Below are 16,087 nucleotides of genomic sequence, written 5' to 3' on the forward strand. Positions count from 1 at the left end.
CGGCTCAGCGCACCAGAGCCGCCGCCCCCACCAGCCCGGCCTCCCCGCCCAGCTCGGCCGCCCGCACCTCCAACCCCGCCAGGTACGACAACCCGGCGTGGGTCTTCAGCGTCCGCCGCACCGGCTCGAACAACAGCTCCCCGGCCTGCGCCACCCCACCACCGATGACCGCCAGCTCCAGGTCGCACACCGCGGCAGCCCCGGCGATCGCCATCCCAACCGCCTGACCAGCACGTTCGAAGGCCTCCAGCGGGATCTCCTCGCCGGCCAGCGCAGCGGCGGCCAACAACGCCGCGTCCGCGTCGTCCGGCGCCTGCCAGCCGGCGCGGCGCGCCCAGGCCACCATCCGCGGGCCGCCGGCGATGGTTTCGACGCACCCGCGGCCGCCGCACGTGCAGGGGGCGCCGTCGGGGTCCACGACGACGTGGCCGATGTGCCCGGCGTTGCCCGTCCGCCCGCCGAACGGCCGTCCGTCCAGCACCAGGCCGCCGCCGACGCCGGTCGACACCACCAGGCCGACCATGAACGTGCTTCCCTGCCCGGCGCCGCGCCAGTGCTCGCCCAAAGCCATGCAGACGCCGTCCCCGGCCAACTCGACCGGCACTCCGGGGAACAGCGACGAGACGGCGGAGCGCAGCGGGAAGGCCTCCCACGAGGGCACGTTGATCGGCGAGACGGTGCCCTGCACGGTGTCCACCGGGCCGGCTGAGGCGATGCCGACTCCCGAGACGACATCGCCCCGGACCACTGTGGACACCACCGAGACGACGGCGTCCCACGGATCAAGAGAAGGTGTGGGCACCCTCGAGGAGCGCACCACGGCGCCGGAACGGTCCACGAGGGCAGCGGCGATCTTGGTGCCGCCGAAGTCCAGTGCCAGCACCAGATCAGTCACGGTGGGCCATGGTAACCAGGCGGATCACCGGAGTGGTCCGCACCAGCGGGCCGGCCGTCACCCGGACGACCACCGGCCACGACCCGGCAAGAGCCCAGGTAGGCGCGGAGACCGTGAAATCGAGTGACGTACGACCCTGAGCAGGCAGAACGCCGCTGACGCAGAACGGGCCCACCAACTCCCACGTGTCACGGGGCGAGAGCACGCGGGCCTGCAGCGGCAGGTCGCCGTGTGCGCCGGACGCCATGACCACGCGCAGCAAAGCGGACGATCCGGGAGCCACCGAGACGACCGGCGCAACCGAGGCCACCCAAAGAACCTCGACCGGGTCCTCACCGTCCCACTCCGGCACGGTCAGCAGCGCGATGTCGTAGACCTCGAACGGCAGGCCGTGCAAAGTCGCGCGGACCGGGTGGCAGCCGGGAGTGCGCGGCGGCGTCAGGTGCACGTCGGCCGACACGTAACCGCCCGCGGGCAGCGACACCGGCAGCGAGTCCCAGGACGCCGACCAGCCGTCGGGCAGCGACAACCGGACGACGCCGTCGAACGCCGGACCGTCGGACACGGCGACCACCCGCAGCCGGGTCGGGCCGAGCACTTCCAGGTGCACGTTCGCGGGCAGGCCGCCCAACGGCGCGGGCTCGTGCAGCCAGTACCGCGCGAACACCGGCGTGACGGTGGGCGAGACAGGGCCCAGCGGCGGCCCGGCCAACGACAGGCGGGCGGCCACGGCAGGCAGGGTGCCGGACGTCGGCGTGCGGGTGCCGAGCACGCCCACCAGTTCCGACGGGCCCAGGTGGCCGACCTCGTGCCACAAGGTGAAGGTCGTGGAGCCGACCATCTTCTCGCCGACCTCGCTGTGCCAGACGGTCACCGGGCCGGTCAGCTTGGGCGGTTGCAGCGCCGGGCCGTCGACAGCGACCAGAGAAGCGATCGGGTCGTACGACAGGACGTAGTGAGTAGACGCGATCTCCGTGCCGTAGCCGCGTTTCCAGCCGTGGTCGATGTTGTCCTCGACCAACGAGTAGGTGCGCCAACCACAAGAAGGCACATCACGCGCCAGGAAGGTCACGGTCGACCCGTCGACCAACGTCGGCAGTACCTCTCCCTCGAACTCCACGTGCACGTTCCGCGCGGCAGGCAGGTGCACGGAGACGATGTCGGTGCACGGCGACGGCAGCGGGTTCCACACGACGACCGAGGAGTCCACAGTGGACGTCAGGGCGGCCAGCGAACGCGCGACGATGTCCGAGTGCAGGTCGAAGGCTTCGCGCGGATGTGCCGCGGCGGCACGGGCCAAAGCCGTAGCGGGAAAGGTCGCGCCGGTCAGCCGAGCCGCGTGTGAGGCGAACACGGCGGCTGGGGATTCGTCTGCAGGAGCGGGAGGCAGGGGCACAGAACCGCGCACGTAGTAGTCGCGCGGCAACGAGCAGACGACGCGTGGCCACGTGTAGCGCGCGCTCCAGTCGTGGTGGATCGCGGTTACCCAAGGGTTGGGCGCGGAACGTGAGGAGCCGACGGGCAGCATCACGTGCGGTGCACGCGCTCTACCACGCAACTCCAGGAACGACGAGTAGACCGAACGCTCGGCCTCGGCCAACGACGAGACAGCCAGCGACGAACCGTTGGGCAGCGACGAGAGCAACGGCGACACACCGACCACATTGGACTCGCTGCCGACGACCTCGACGCGTCCCTCGGAGATCAGCCGCAACAACAGCGAGCGGTGCTGCGGGAACGTGTCCCAGTACGGCTGCAGCAACTCCACCGACGTGACCGCGAACCGGTAGGCGGGATCGGTCAGCGCCAGGTCGAGATGGGCCCGCAACACGGCGAACGGCGCGTCGCCGGTCACGTGTCCGATGAGGTGCACCGTCCACCCCGGTGAGCCCACCACCAGCGAGAACGTGCAGGTCTCCTCGCCCGAGTCAGCCCGGACGACGGCCTGGGCGGGCACCACCGAACCAGGCGAGTGCGACGAGACGTCGACACCGACCTCGTACCCGAACGGCCCCGCGACCAGCGAACCGCCGTGGCGCGGCGAGTGCAGGCCGGGACCGGAGACGTGCGCGTGCACCGGGCCCGCCAACGTGGGCGAGGTCAGCCGCACCACCTGCAGCAGCGCGGTCCGAGGCCCGACGAAGAGCTCGGTGGACTCGGCGGCGATCACCGAACGATCGCACCATCGTTCACCACCAGACGAAATACCCCGATGGTGGTGTCATCGTTTCAACATTCGTGTCAGGCCGGCCGCCACGGTCGTCGCCAGGATCCAGCCGGTCACGATCAACCCGGACGCGATCCACTGCGACGCACCGGGCGTCTGCCAGCGGTTCTTGTTGCCGAAGTCGACGATCGGCACCACCAGGTCGATCGTGTAGAGCCACGCGTTCCACGGCAGGTGGTCGTCGTCGTTGATCTCGATCAGCGGCCCCTTGAAGTGGAACCAGATGCTGCCCACGACCCACGCCGCGATCAGCCACCCCAGGGCGCGCGCCGGGCGGTAGCCGTAGCCGACCATCGAGCGCTGCAGGAAGCTCCACACCAGCACCAAAGGCCCGAAGAACCGCATGCCCTCGGCGACCGCGCGGTAGCGCAACCGCTGTTTCTCGATCAGCACGGTCGAGGCGTGTTCCTCGTTGCCGGCCGCGGTCAGCATCTCGGCGAAGTGGTCGTACGGGCGTGGGTGGTAGCTGCGCCGCATGGCCTGCCGCAGCCAGCGCAGCCGTTGCTGGACCTGGGCGTCGTCGCGCACGTCGATCGGATAGGCGAGCGAGTCGTAGCGGAAGTCGTCGAGGTCGATGAACCCCGTGGCGTTCCAGAAGTTCTCGTTGTCGTCCAACGACGTGCAGCGCGCCTGGCGCAACGTCACCAGGCCTTTGGGCGGCGACACGACGTTGAGCATGAGCTCATGGACCTGCATGCCCATGGCGTTCAGCGCGTGGCTGTCGAGCTTGTAGCCGAGCACCGCGCCGTTGAAGTTCGCCATGCGACCGATCGTCGCGCGACGGCACCGCACACCGCCGTGCGCGACGAACTCCTTGTCGCCGCGCGCGCAGATGAGGTCGCGGCCGATCGTGGCGCCACCGATGTCCAGTGACGGCTTCTCGCGCGGCTGGTGGCGGTACTTGCCCGGTTTGATCAGGCGGCTGCCGCGCAGGTCCAGGTTCGCGCCCACGGTGATGCCGCGCAGCTCCAGGCCGCCGGAGATGTTCGACTCGCGCACCACGAAGTTGCTGCCGATCTGCGAACGGTTGGCCAGCACGGCGTCCGCGGCCGGATTGTCCACAGTGGCCCGTTCGATCGTGATGCTGCCGCGCACGTGGGTGTCGACCATGCGCAGCTGGCCCTTGATCCGCACGCCGCGGCCGACGACGTCACCGCCGATCTCCGCGCCGTCGACGTGCAGCGCGCGGCCCGAACCGGTCGGGTCGGTGCCGACCGCAGGCGGTGACACGGCGTCCAGGACGGCGTCTGCCAGCGACAACGTGCCGCCGATGCGCGTGTTCACAGCCCGGACGGTGCCCGCGCTGGTGAAGCCGCGGTCGAGCTCCAGGTCACCGGAGACGTCGGCGCGGTCCAGGATCAGCGTCACGGACGGGTCCGCGTGCGGGTCGCTGGTCTCGTCGAGCCTCTCACCGCGCGAGAGCATCGCCCCGCGCAACGACAGCGCCGAGCTGATCCGAGCATTGGCCAGGAATATCACGCCGTGCGAGGTGAACGTGGCGAGGAAGTTGCCGCCGACCTGCATGCCGTTGCCGTTCAACGTGTAGCCGTCGGGGTTCTCCAGCACCGCGCTGCCGAGGTTGACGTTGCCGCCGATGCGCGCGCCCGCGAGCCGGACCTCGCCCTCGGTGTGGACGCCGAACGCGAGCAGCGCGCCCGCCACCGTCAGCCGGTCGCCGTGCACGCACAGCCCGCCGGGCACGCTGAACCTGCTGTCCCGCAACAGGACCGAGCCCGCGATCTCGGCGTCGGTCAGGTCGACGAGATCGGACACCCGGCAGCCGAGCAACGAGACGTCGTTGCTGCTGCTGAGGTTGCGAGCCTCCAGACCGGGCAGGTCGCAGTCGGTGAACGAGACGCCGGCGAGGTTCGCCTGCCGCAGGTCCGGCGCCGCCTCGAACTGGCAGCGTTCGAACTCCAGCACGTACGGCACCTCGACCGCCCGCAGGTCGAGCACATCGGTGACCAGCCGGTCCACCACGCGGATGACGGGCGGGGTGCTCGGCTTGCGTCGAGGCAACCGCCACCCGCCACCACCTGAGTTGTCGTTCTCCCCCAAGAGCCCCCGCAGCACGTCCGCCGCGGCGACCTTCCCCCTGGCCACCTGGCTACTCCGGGTCCTTCGGACCGTGGTGCGTCGGGTCGAGCACACGAGCCAGGAACGACTGGGTGCGCTCCTCCTGCGGATTGCCGATCACGTCGGCCGCGGGACCCTCCTCGACGATGTAGCCGCCGTCCATGAAGATCACCTTGTCGGCGACCTCGCGGGCGAACTGCATCTCGTGCGTCACGACCAGCATCGTCATGCCCTCGTCGGCGAGCTGGCGCATCACGCCCAGCACGTCACCCACGAGCTCCGGGTCGAGCGCCGAGGTCGGCTCGTCGAACAGCATCACCTCGGGGTCCATCGACAGCGCGCGGGCGATCGCGACGCGCTGCTGCTGGCCACCGGAGAGCTGAGCGGGCATCGAGTGGACCTTGTCGCTCAACCCGACGCGGTCGAGGTTGTGCAACGCGATCCGGCGCGACTCCTCCTCGGAGCGCTTGAGCACCTTGCGCTGCGCCACCGTGAGGTTGGCCAGCACGTTGAGGTGGGAGAACAGGTTGAAGCTCTGGAAGACCATGCCGATCTTCGTGCGCGCGGTGTCGATGTCGACGTCCGGATGGGTCAGCTCGACGTCGTTGACGACGATCTTGCCGTCGTTCGGCTCCTCCAGCAGGTTCACGCAGCGCAGCAACGTCGACTTGCCGGAACCGGACGGGCCGATGATGCAGACCACGTCACCGCGGTTGACCTGCAGGTCGATGTTCTTGAGCACCTCCAGCGGGCCGAACGACTTCTTCAGTCCGGTGATCTCGACGAACGAGTCGCTCATGCGGACACCTTCTTCCTACCGCTGGTGCCGCGCCGCTCCAGGTACCGCGAGAGGTAACCGAGCGGCAGCGTGATGATCAGATAGCAGAGACCCGCGATGAGGATCGGCGTCAGCGAGGGGCTGCGGCTCAGCGTCTCCCGGCCGAACTTCGTGAGCTCGTACTGCTCGCGGAACAGGCCGAGGATGTAGATGAGCGAGGAGTCCTTGGTCAGCAGGATCAGCTCGTTGGTCAGCGGCGGCAGGATGATCCGGAACGCCTGCGGGATCACGATCGTGATCATGGCGCGGCTCTGCGACATGCCGAGCGAGCGGGCGGCCTCGACCTGACCCTTCGGCACGGCCTGGATGCCGGCGCGGATCGTCTCGGCCATGTACGCGGCACCGACGCCACCGAGCGCCAGCATGACCGTGGTCAGCGGCGGGAACTGCATCTGGAACGCGATCGGCACGCCGTAGTAGATGCCGATGAACACCAGCAGCGCGGGCACACCGCGGAAGAACTCGATGTAGACGGTGGCGATCCAGCGGTACGGGGCGACCGACGACAGCTTCATCAGCGCCAGCACGAGACCCAGCGCGAGACCGAACCCGAAGCCGAGCGCGGTGTAGATGATCGTGTTCTTCAACGCGACCGTGATCACGCTGGGGAACATCGACTTCGCGATGTCCACGTTGAAGAACGCGCGCTGGATCTGGCCCCAGTCGGCCAGGACGGCGACCAGGACGACCACGACGAGCAAGATGCCGTACTGCGCGTAGCGGATGTATTCCGCGCGCTTGCGCTTGGACATGGCCATTGCGGCTCCTAGCGAATGTGGTGCGGACAAGCGGCGGGGCCGGCGCGACGAGCTAACGGCGCGCCGGCCCCGGAGAAGCGACTACTTGGACGTCGGCTTCTTGCCGAACCACTTCTCGTAGATCTTGTCGTACTCGCCGTTCTCCTTGGCCTTCTTCAGCACGTCGTTGATCTTCGTCAGCAGGGCGGTGTTGCCCTTCTTGACGCCGATGCCGTACTTCTCGTTGGTGGGGAACTCCGTGGTGACCTCGGTGTCCGGGAACTCCTTGGCGTAGTCGTAGAGCACGCCGTTGTCGTTGATCACCGCGTCGACGGCGCCGGTGCGCACGGCCGTCTCGGACAGCGGGAGGTCCTCGAACTGCACGACGGTGTAGCCGTTGGCGGCCGCGTTGTCGTTGGCGTACTTCTCACCCGTGGTGTCCTGCTGGACGCCGAGCTTCTTGCCCTTGAGGTCCGCCAGGGCCTTGATGTTCGAGCCCTTCTTGACCAGCAGCGCCTGCTCGGCGTTGAAGTACGGGTCGGAGAAGTCGATCGCCTGCTTGCGCTCGTCGGTGATCGTCATGCCCGCGGCGGCCAGGTCGCACTGGTTCGCGTTGAACGACGTGCCCGAGGTGATCGTCTCGAACGGGGTGTCGAAGATCTGCTGGGTGACACCCAGGTCCTTGGCGACCAGGTCGACGAGGTCGACGTCGAAGCCCACGGTCTTGTCGCCCTCGCTGAACTGGAAGGGCTTGTACGACAGGTGCGTGCAGGTGACGAGCTTCCCGCTCTGGACCAGCGGAACACCCGAGTCGCCGGCGCCCTGGTTCACGGGAGTCGCGCAGCCCGATGCTGCCATCACGGCCAGTCCCAAGGCCGGGATCATGGCCATCAACTGCCTGGTTCGACTAGCCACTGCGTCACTCCTCGTAACTGTCGCGGACGAGTGAACGGGATCCTGCCACTCGGGTGACGTGGTGGACAGCACGTGCGTGTTACAGGCCACTGCGTTGCAACAACTTTGCGTCAAATGCGGTGATAAGCCGCAAAATATTGCGCGAAATAGGCAAGATCACACAACGTCTTCACGTATTGCACTCGAATGATAACCATCTGCGAGCGTGTCCTTGATCAGGATTTGATCACGACGCCGCTGCTCAGCGCGTGCGTTCGGTCAGCAGACCCGCCACCAGGGCGGTCCACCCGGTCTGGTGGGTCGCGCCGAGGCCCTCGCCCGTGTCGCCGTCGAAGTACTCGCTGAACGTGACGTGCCTGCGCCAAAGCGGTGACTCCGAGGCCTCGATCCGCTTGCCGTCGGACGGCCGGCGCCCGTCGTGGTCGGGCAGGAAGAGCCCGATGAGCCGGTCGGACAACTCGTCGGCGACCTGACCGGCGGTGACCCAGCGGCCCGAGTGCGTCGGCATCTCGACCTGGAACACGCCGTCGTGGAACGCGCAGACCGTGCGGAGCGCCTCGACGAGGAGCGCGTTGGTGGGCAGCCAGATCGGTCCGCGCCAGTTCGAGTTGCCGCCGAACATCGGTGTGTGCGACTCGCCGGGCTCGTACCCCATCCGGTGGTCCTGGCCCGCGACGTTGACCTCCAGGCCCTCGCGGTGAGCGGCGCTCAGCGAGCGGATTCCGTGCGGCGAAAGGAACTCGTGCTCGTCGAGCATCCGGTGCAGCACGCGCTTGAGCTTGTGCTCGTCCAGCAACGACACGAACGCGCCGCGCTCGTAGTGGAACGTGATGAACTGCCGCAGCTCCGGCCGCCGCTTGAGCAGGTGTTCCAACCGGCTGGTGAACCCGTGCAACTCGCTGAGCACCCACGGTTCGAGGACGGCGCTCGCCAGCAACGGGATCAGGCCGACCATCGAGCGCACCCGCACGGGCTCGGACTCGACGGAGCCGTCCGGATGCCGTCGCGAGACCCGGTCGTAGCAAAAACCGTCCTCGTCGTGCCAGATGCCGCCGCCGTGCGACCCGAAGTGCGTGAACGCCTCCGCGATCGACAGGAAGTGCTCGACGAACTTCGTCGCGACGTCCTCATAGGACTCGTCGTCGCGCGCCAGTTCCAGCGCCATCTGCATGAGGTGCAGGCTGTAGGCGGCCATCCACGACGTGGCGTCCGACTGCTCCAGCCGCCACTCGCCCAGCATCGGCTCGGACCTGTTGACCGGCCCGATGTTGTCCATGCCGAGGAACCCGCCCTCGAACAGGTAACTGCCGTCCGCGTCCTTGCGGTTGACCCACCACGAGAAGTTCAGCAGCAGCTTGTGGAAGACCTTCGCGAGGAACTGCCGGTCCCTGCTGCCGTCCGCGCGGTAGACCTGCAACGCCGCCCACGCGTGCACGGGCGGGTTGACGTCACCGAACTCCCACTCGTAGGCGGGAATCTGGCCGTTCGGGTGCATCATCCACTCACGGCAGAACAGCAGCAGCTGCTCCTTGGCGAACGCCGGATCGACCAACGTGAACGGAATCGTGTGGAACGCGAGGTCCCACGCCGCGAACCACGGGTACTCCCACTCGTCCGGCATGGAGATCACGTCGGCCACGTCGAGGTGCCGCCAGTGCACGTTGCGCGCCTCGGGTGTTCTGCGGGACGAAGGCGCCTCGGGCTTGGTGGGGTCGCCGTCGAGCCAGTCGCGCGTCCGGAACCGGTAGTGCTGCTTGGTCCACATCAACCCGGCCAGCGCCCGCCGCAGCACGTGCTTCTGCTCGGGGCTGCTGTTGGGCGCGATGTCGTCGTGGAACTCGTCGGCCTCGAGCTTGCGCGCGCTCATGGTCTCCGCGAAGCTCGGCCCGAACGGGTCCACGTGCCCGTCGCCACCGATCAGCCTGAGCCGGATCGTCACCGTCTCGCCCGGCTCCACCGGGTCGAACGAGTACCAGGCCGCGAACTTCGTGCCCGCCGCACCGGCGTCGTCCGGCCCGACCACCTGGCACGTGGACGTGGACCCGCGCACCACGTAGTCGCAGATGCCGTCCTTGGTCCAGGGCGACGGGTTGCGCTCAGCCCCGAACAACGCCATCTCGTTGGTCTCGTTGTCCGTCATCAGCATCGACGGCGAGTCGTCCAGGTGCAGCGTGTACCGGCCGAGGTTGCCGTGATCCGCCGTGACCTTGCGTCCGCTCGTGGTGCTCGCAACGAGCTGACACGGCCGTTGGTCGCGTCCCCACGCCCAGGTGTTGCGGAACCACAACTGCGGCAGCAGGTGCAGCGGCGCGTCCTCAGGCCCGTGGTTGGTCGCCTTGATCTCGATGCAGATGTCGTCCGTGTCGGCCTTGGCATAGGTGACCTGGACGTCGAAGAACCGGTTCTCGTCGAGCACCCCGGTGTCGCTCAGCTCGGGCTCGCGGTTCTCCCGCCCCGCGTTGCGCGCCATCTCTCTGAGCTGGCCGTAGGGGAATTCGCGTTGTGGGTAGCGGTAGAGCACCTGCATCCAGGAGTGGGTGGGTGTCCCGTCGGTCACCCACCAGTGCTCCTTGACGTCCTCACCGTGGTTGCCCTCGTTGTTGGTGAGGCCGAAGTACCGTTCCTTGAGGATTGGGTCGTTGCCGTTCCACAGTGCAACGGCGAAGTTCATGAACCCGTGCACATCGCAGATGCCCGCGATGCCGTCCTCACCCCATCTGTACGCGCGCGCTCGCGCGTGGTCGAACGGGAACGACGCCCACGCGTCACCCTCGGGCGAGTAGTCCTCCCTGACGGTGCCCCACTGGCGACCCGACAGGTACGGCCCCCACAGCCGCCACGGCGAAGTCGGGTTCTCCGACTCCGCGAGACGTGCCCGTTCCGCTTGTTCGCCCATCGGCCCAGTGTGGGACACCTCGTCGCATGCCTGGTTGCGCCCAGGTCAGGTCTGAGTTGTTCCTCACTAAAAGACGGGTGGAAGAGCTCAGCCCTGCCTGGACTGCGCCTCCAGCACCAGCGCCACCGCCTCGGTGACCCGAGTGGCGTGCGCGACGTGCAGCCACTCGTCCGGCACGTGGCAGTTGGAGTCCGGCCCGACCGCGCCCGTGACCAGGAACTGAGCCTCCGGGTAAGCCTCGTGCAACAGCCCCATGAACGGAATCGACCCGCCGAGCGAGACGGTCCGCCACGGCGATCCGAAGACCTCCTTGCCGGCGTCGTCCAGCGTCGCGGACAGCCACGGCGCCAGCTCCGGCGCGTTCCAGCCGTCGGCGAACTCGACGCGCGAGAGCTCCACGGTCGCGCCGTAGGGCACGTCGGTGGTCAGCCTCTCCTTGACCGCCTCCAGGGCGGCCGAAGCGGACGCCGTCGGCGGCAGCCGGAACGACAGGACCAGCGAGGTGAACGGCCGCAGCACGTTGCCGGCGTCGTCCGGCAGCGGCAGACCCTCGGCACCGGTGACCGAGAGCGTCGGCCGCCAGCCGGTGCCCAGCGCCTGCTCGACCTCGTCGGAGGACATCGGCTGCAGGTCGCCGACCCGCGGTACGGGACCCCACAGCGCACCCGGTGCGGCCTCGACGGCCTCGCGGACCTCGGCCAGCCGGTGCGCGGGGATCTCGACGTGCATCTCCGGCACGAGGATCTCGCCGGTGACGGAGTCCTCCAGCCGGTCCAGCAGCACGCGCGCGATGCGGAACGACGACGGCACCATGCCGGACGCCATGCCCGAGTGCAGGCCGCCCTCCAGCACCCGCACGGTCATCGTGACCTGCACCAGCCCGCGCAGCGACGTGGTCAGCCACATGCGCTCGTAGTCGGAGCCGCCCGAGTCCAGGCAGACGACCAGCGACACGCGGCCCAGACGCGAGGACAGGTGCTCCAGGTACGCCGGCAGATCGGGCGAACCCGACTCCTCGCCGGTCTCCAGCAGCACGACGCACCGGGAGTGCGAGCCGCCCGCCGCGCGCACGGCCTCGATCGCGGCGATCGCGGCATATCCGGAGTAACCGTCATCCGCCGCGCCGCGACCGTAGAGACGTCCGTCACGCAGAACCGGGGTCCACGGGCCGAGTCCTTCACCCCAACCGCCCACCGGCGGCTGCTTGTCCAGGTGTCCGTAGAGCAACACCGTGTCGTCGCCCGAGTTGCCGAACGCCGGGACGTCGACCACCAGAAGTGGCGTGCGTCCCGCCAGTTGGACGACTTCGAGCGTCACGTCCGGGATCTCCCGCGAGGTGATCCACCCGCGCACGTGCTCGATCGCGGCGGCCAGTTCGCCGTGTTCTTCCCACGCCGGGTCGAACGCGGGCGAGATCGCCGGCACGGCGACGAGCTGAGACAAGCTCGGGACGATGTTCTCGTCCCAAAGCGTCCGGACGGTGCTGGTCACAACGGAGCGGTCCACCTCTCGATCCTGTCACGACTCCGCCTCTGCTCGCGTCCTTAGCCTCTTACCAGGAGGCCTCCCCAGAAGTTAACGATCGGTAACCGGGACAGCACCGTCCGATAATCGGACGGCGTACTCGGAGGACAAAAGGTCGAACCTCCGACTGTTGTCGCTGATCAGAACGTTGACTCGTGTGTTACGAAGTGGGACGGGTCTCACCAACACGGGTGAGGCCGTGTCAGGATGTGGTCGTAAGCCACCGTCACCGTCGACGGCTGCCTCCGGCCCCACAGGGTTGGCGGCGACCGCCGACGTCGCCGCACGAGGTCGTCACGAGCGATCAGGCGGTCGGAGAAGACAGAGGAGAAGGCGCATGTCGTCCCCTGAGCAATGGACGCACCCTGAGCCGGACGCAGCGCCGGCCGCCACTGCCGCAAAACCGACAGCGGAACAGGTGATCGCAGGCTTGCGAGCGACAGACGAGGGCGGCGCCGACCTGGTGCAGCTCCTCACCCCCGAGGGTGAGCGCGTCACGCATCCCGACTTCGACATCGACATCACGCCGGAGGAACTGCGCGGCCTGTACCGCGACATGGTCCTGATCCGCCGGGTCGACCGCGAGGCGAACGCGTTGCAGCGCAAGGGCCAGCTCGGCATCTGGGTGCCGCTGCTCGGCCAGGAGGCGGCGCAGATCGGCGCCGGCCGCGCGATGCGTGAGACCGACATGGCTTTCCCGAGCTACCGCGAGCACGGCATCGCGTGGACCCGCGGGATCAACCCGACGGAGCTGCTCGGCATCTTCCGCGGCACCGACCAGGGCACGTGGGACCCGGTCGAGAAGCGCTTCCACCCGTACACGATCGTCATCGGCAACCAGGTCCTCAACGCGGCCGGGTACGCGATGGGCCAGAAGTTCGACGGCAAGGTCGGCGACGACGAGGGAGAAGCCACCATGTGCTTCTTCGGCGACGGCGCGACCTCCCAGGGCGACGTGCACGAGGGCTTCGTGTGGGCGGCTGTCTACGACGCGCCGCTCGTCTTCTTCTGCCAGAACAACCAGTGGGCCATCTCCGAGCCCACCGAACGCCAGTCGCGCCTGCCGCTGTACCAGCGCGCCCGCGGCTACGGCTTCCCCGGCATCCGGGTCGACGGCAACGACGTCCTCGCGACGCTGGCCGTCACCAAGTGGGCGCTGGACGAGTGCCGCCACGGCAACGGACCGATCCTGATCGAGGCGTTCACCTACCGGATGGACGCGCACACCACCTCCGACGACCCGACGCGCTACCGGCTGTCGGACGAGCTGGAGATGTGGAAGCTCAAGGACCCGATCGAGCGGGTCAAGGTCTACCTGGTCCGCCAGCAGTGGGCCGACAGCGAGTTCTTCGAGAGCGTCGAGGCGGACGCCGACAAGCTGGGCGAGGAGCTGCGGGAGTTCTGCACGAACATGCCCGATCCGCCCGCTGAACGGATCTTCAGCAACGTGTACGCCGAGGGGAACCCCGTCCTCGAAGCGCAGCGCGATGAGTTCCTCGACTACGTCTCGGGTTTTGCTGGAGGTGAGCACTGATGGCTGCTCCGACGATGGATCGTTCGACCGCCGCGGCTCCGGCGACCCCGGTGCAGACGCTCACGATCTCCAAGGCGCTCAACATGGGCCTGCGGGCGGCCATGGAGGCCAACCCCAAGGTCATCATGATGGGCGAGGACATCGGCAAGCTCGGCGGTGTCTTCCGAATCACCGACGGTCTCCAGAAGGACTTCGGTGAGCAGCGTGTGCTGGACACGCCGCTCGCGGAGTCCGGCATCATCGGCACCGCCGTGGGCCTCGCGATCCGCGGCTACCGCCCGGTGTGCGAGATCCAGTTCGACGGCTTCATCTTCCCCGGCTTCGACCAGATCGTGTCGCAGGTCGCGAAGCTGCACTACCGCACGCAGGGCAAGATCAAGATGCCCATCGTGATCCGCGTGCCGTTCGGTGGCGGCATCGGTGCCGTCGAGCACCACTCGGAGTCGCCCGAGTCGTACTTCGCGCACACCGCCGGCCTCAAGGTCGTCTCGTGCTCGAACCCGGCCGACGCGTACTGGATGATCCAGCAGGCGATCGACTGCGACGACCCGGTGCTGTTCTTCGAGCCCAAGCGCCGTTACTACGAGAAGGGCGAGGTCGACACCACGGCCCAGCCCGGCCCGCTGTTCCAGTCGCGGGTGCTGCGTTCCGGCACGGACGCCACGTTGGTCGCGTACGGCCCGATGGTCCGCACGGCTTTGGACGCTGCGGGTGCGGCCGCCGAGGACGGCACGTCGCTGGAGGTCATCGACCTGCGCACGCTGTCGCCGCTGGACCTCGCGCCCGTGTTCGAGTCGGTGCGCCGCACCGGCCGGCTGGTCGTCGTGTCCGAGGCGCCGTCCGAGTCCTCGATCGCCAGCGAGATTGCAGCCAAGGTCCAGCAGGAGTGCTTCTACTCCTTGCAGGCGCCGGTGCTGCGGGTGACCGGTTTCGACACCCCGTACCCGCCGTCGAAGCTCGAGGAGGAGTTCCTCCCCGACCTCGACCGGGTGCTGCACGCCGTCGACCGCTCTCTCGCCTGGTAAGGGGAACAACGGAAATGCCGCAGTACAAGCAATTCCCCCTGCCCGACACGGCAGAGGGGCTGACCGAGGCAGACATCCTGACCTGGCACGTCAAGCCGGGTGACACCGTCACGGTCAACCAGATCATCGTCGAGATCGAGACGGCCAAGGCCGCCGTCGAGCTGCCGTGCCCGTGGGCCGGCGTCGTGACCGAGCTGCTCGCGGAGCCCGGCCAGACCGTCGAGGTCGGCGTCCCGATCATCACGATCGACACCGACCCCGGTGGCGCGGCCGCACCGGTCGCGCCGGCTCCGGCCGCTGCCGAGTCCAACGGCACCTCGTCCGGCAAGATCGGCGAGGAGATGCCGGGCGGGCGCATCGCGACGCTCGTCGGCTACGGCCCGAAGTCCGGTGCGGCCAAGCGTCGTGCCCGCAAGGACGCTCCGGCTCCGGCCGCTGCGCCTGCCGCCGTCGTGGCTCCGCCTGCTCCTGCTCCGGTTGCGGCGCCTGTCACTGCTCCGGCTCCGGTCCAGGCTCCCGGCGGTTACGTGCCGTTGGCCAAGCCGCCGGTCCGCAAGCTGGCCAAGGACCTCGGCGTAGACCTGCGCGCGCTGACGGGCTCCGGCCCGGACGGCGTGATCACCCGCGAGGACGTCGAAAGCGCCGTCTCCGCCCCCGCTGCCCCGTCGGCCTTGTCCTTTGTGGACAACGGCTCGCGGGAGCGCCGGGTGCCGATCAAGGGCGTCCGCAAGGCGACCGCGCAGGCGATGGTGGACAGCGCGTTCACGGCACCGCACGTCACCGAGTTCCTGACGGTCGACGTGACGCCGATGATGGAGCTGCGCGCGCGACTGAAGAACGACCGTGAGTTCCGCGGCGTGAAGCTGACGCCGCTGGCGTTCTGCGCCAAGGCTTTGGTGCTGGCCGCACGCCGCACACCGGACGTCAACGCGACGTGGGACAGCGCGGCGAACGAGATCGTCTACAAGGACTACGTCCACCTGGGCATCGCGGCCGCCACCCCGCGCGGCCTGGTGGTGCCGAAGGTCCGCGACGCCGACCGCATGTCGTTGAAGGAACTCGCGGTTGCGCTGGACGAGCTCGCCACCGTCGCCAGGGACGGCAAGACCGCCCCGGCCGACATGATGAACGGCACGATCACGATCACCAACGTCGGCGTCTTCGGCGTCGACACCGGCACGCCGATCCTCAACCCCGGCGAGTCCGCGATCCTCGCGCTGGGCGCGATCCGCGACATGCCGTGGGTGGTAGACGGCGAGATCAAGATTCGCAAGATCTGCCAGCTCGCGCTGTCGTTCGACCACCGCGTGGTCGACGGCCAGCAGGGCTCGCAGTTCCTGGCCGACGTCGGCGCGCTGCTGGCCGACCCCGGCTTCGCGATGACCTACTGACAGACAGTTCGGTATGCGAGGGGCCCGCG

Annotated in this window: 11 protein-coding genes; 3 read left to right on the plus strand and 8 right to left on the minus strand. The window is 68.5% G+C overall.

Going from position 1 to position 16,087, the window contains the following annotated elements; all coding sequences use genetic code 11:
- Positions 1–4: 4 nt before the first annotated feature.
- The 8 genes from G7043_RS23775 to G7043_RS23810 all read right to left on the minus strand — a co-directional run bounded on the left by G7043_RS23775 (position 5) and on the right by G7043_RS23810 (position 12,090).
- A complete protein-coding gene (locus G7043_RS23775; RefSeq protein ID WP_166048900.1) occupies positions 5–895 on the minus strand; it encodes an ROK family protein in 891 nt (296 codons plus the stop codon).
- Positions 888–3,065 (minus strand): NEW3 domain-containing protein, encoded by a 2,178-nt coding sequence (locus G7043_RS49960; protein ID WP_166048902.1) that lies wholly within the window; start codon positions 3,063–3,065, stop codon positions 888–890. Before G7043_RS49960 ends, G7043_RS23775 begins: the two co-directional genes overlap by 8 nt.
- 51 nt (positions 3,066–3,116) lie before the next feature.
- Positions 3,117–5,225 carry a hypothetical protein gene (locus tag G7043_RS23785; protein ID WP_207311584.1) on the minus strand — a complete coding sequence of 703 codons (2,109 nt, stop codon included), beginning with the start codon at positions 5,223–5,225 and terminating at the stop codon, positions 3,117–3,119.
- A gap of 4 nt (positions 5,226–5,229) precedes the next feature.
- The gene (locus G7043_RS23790) at positions 5,230–5,997 is read right to left on the minus strand and encodes an amino acid ABC transporter ATP-binding protein (RefSeq protein WP_166048906.1); all 768 of its coding nucleotides are present in this window, start codon (positions 5,995–5,997) and stop codon (positions 5,230–5,232) included.
- A complete protein-coding gene (locus G7043_RS23795) occupies positions 5,994–6,794 on the minus strand; it encodes an amino acid ABC transporter permease (RefSeq protein WP_166048908.1) in 801 nt (266 codons plus the stop codon). The genes G7043_RS23790 and G7043_RS23795 overlap by 4 nt, the downstream gene beginning before the upstream one ends.
- 81 nt (positions 6,795–6,875) lie before the next feature.
- Positions 6,876–7,688 carry a basic amino acid ABC transporter substrate-binding protein gene (locus G7043_RS23800; protein ID WP_166048910.1) on the minus strand — a complete coding sequence of 271 codons (813 nt, stop codon included), beginning with the start codon at positions 7,686–7,688 and terminating at the stop codon, positions 6,876–6,878.
- 241 nt (positions 7,689–7,929) lie between these two features.
- Positions 7,930–10,584 (minus strand): MGH1-like glycoside hydrolase domain-containing protein, encoded by a 2,655-nt coding sequence (locus tag G7043_RS23805; protein ID WP_166048912.1) that lies wholly within the window; start codon positions 10,582–10,584, stop codon positions 7,930–7,932.
- Between the two features lie 87 nt (positions 10,585–10,671).
- A complete protein-coding gene (locus G7043_RS23810) occupies positions 10,672–12,090 on the minus strand; it encodes a M20/M25/M40 family metallo-hydrolase (protein ID WP_166048914.1) in 1,419 nt (472 codons plus the stop codon).
- 355 nt (positions 12,091–12,445) lie between these two features.
- On the opposite strand from G7043_RS23810, the gene pdhA reads away from it, so the two are divergent.
- The 3 genes from pdhA to G7043_RS23825 are packed head-to-tail and all read left to right on the plus strand — an operon-like array spanning position 12,446 to position 16,058.
- A complete protein-coding gene (gene pdhA, locus G7043_RS23815; RefSeq protein ID WP_166048915.1) occupies positions 12,446–13,642 on the plus strand; it encodes a pyruvate dehydrogenase (acetyl-transferring) E1 component subunit alpha in 1,197 nt (398 codons plus the stop codon).
- A complete protein-coding gene (locus G7043_RS23820; protein WP_166048917.1) occupies positions 13,642–14,667 on the plus strand; it encodes an alpha-ketoacid dehydrogenase subunit beta in 1,026 nt (341 codons plus the stop codon). Before pdhA ends, G7043_RS23820 begins: the two co-directional genes overlap by 1 nt.
- 14 nt (positions 14,668–14,681) lie before the next feature.
- Positions 14,682–16,058: a dihydrolipoamide acetyltransferase family protein gene (locus G7043_RS23825; RefSeq protein WP_166048919.1), complete on the plus strand. Its 1,377-nt coding sequence runs from the start codon at positions 14,682–14,684 to the stop codon at positions 16,056–16,058.
- Positions 16,059–16,087 lie beyond the last annotated feature (29 nt).

The sequence above is a fragment of the Lentzea alba genome, from assembly GCF_011067745.1.
GTDB classification, from domain to species: Bacteria; Actinomycetota; Actinomycetes; order Mycobacteriales; family Pseudonocardiaceae; genus Lentzea; species Lentzea alba.

Excerpts from the sequence above, each read along its gene's own strand:
- pdhA (WP_166048915.1), top strand. The coding sequence starts at position 12,446 with ATGTCGTCCCCTGAGCAATGGACGCACCCTGAGCCGGACGCAGCGCCG.
- G7043_RS23805 (WP_166048912.1), bottom strand. The coding sequence starts at position 10,584 with ATGGGCGAACAAGCGGAACGGGCACGTCTCGCGGAGTCGGAGAACCCG.
- G7043_RS23790 (WP_166048906.1), bottom strand. The coding sequence starts at position 5,997 with ATGAGCGACTCGTTCGTCGAGATCACCGGACTGAAGAAGTCGTTCGGC.
- G7043_RS23825 (WP_166048919.1), top strand. The coding sequence starts at position 14,682 with ATGCCGCAGTACAAGCAATTCCCCCTGCCCGACACGGCAGAGGGGCTG.
- G7043_RS23795 (WP_166048908.1), bottom strand. The coding sequence starts at position 6,794 with ATGGCCATGTCCAAGCGCAAGCGCGCGGAATACATCCGCTACGCGCAG.
- G7043_RS23820 (WP_166048917.1), top strand. The coding sequence starts at position 13,642 with ATGGCTGCTCCGACGATGGATCGTTCGACCGCCGCGGCTCCGGCGACC.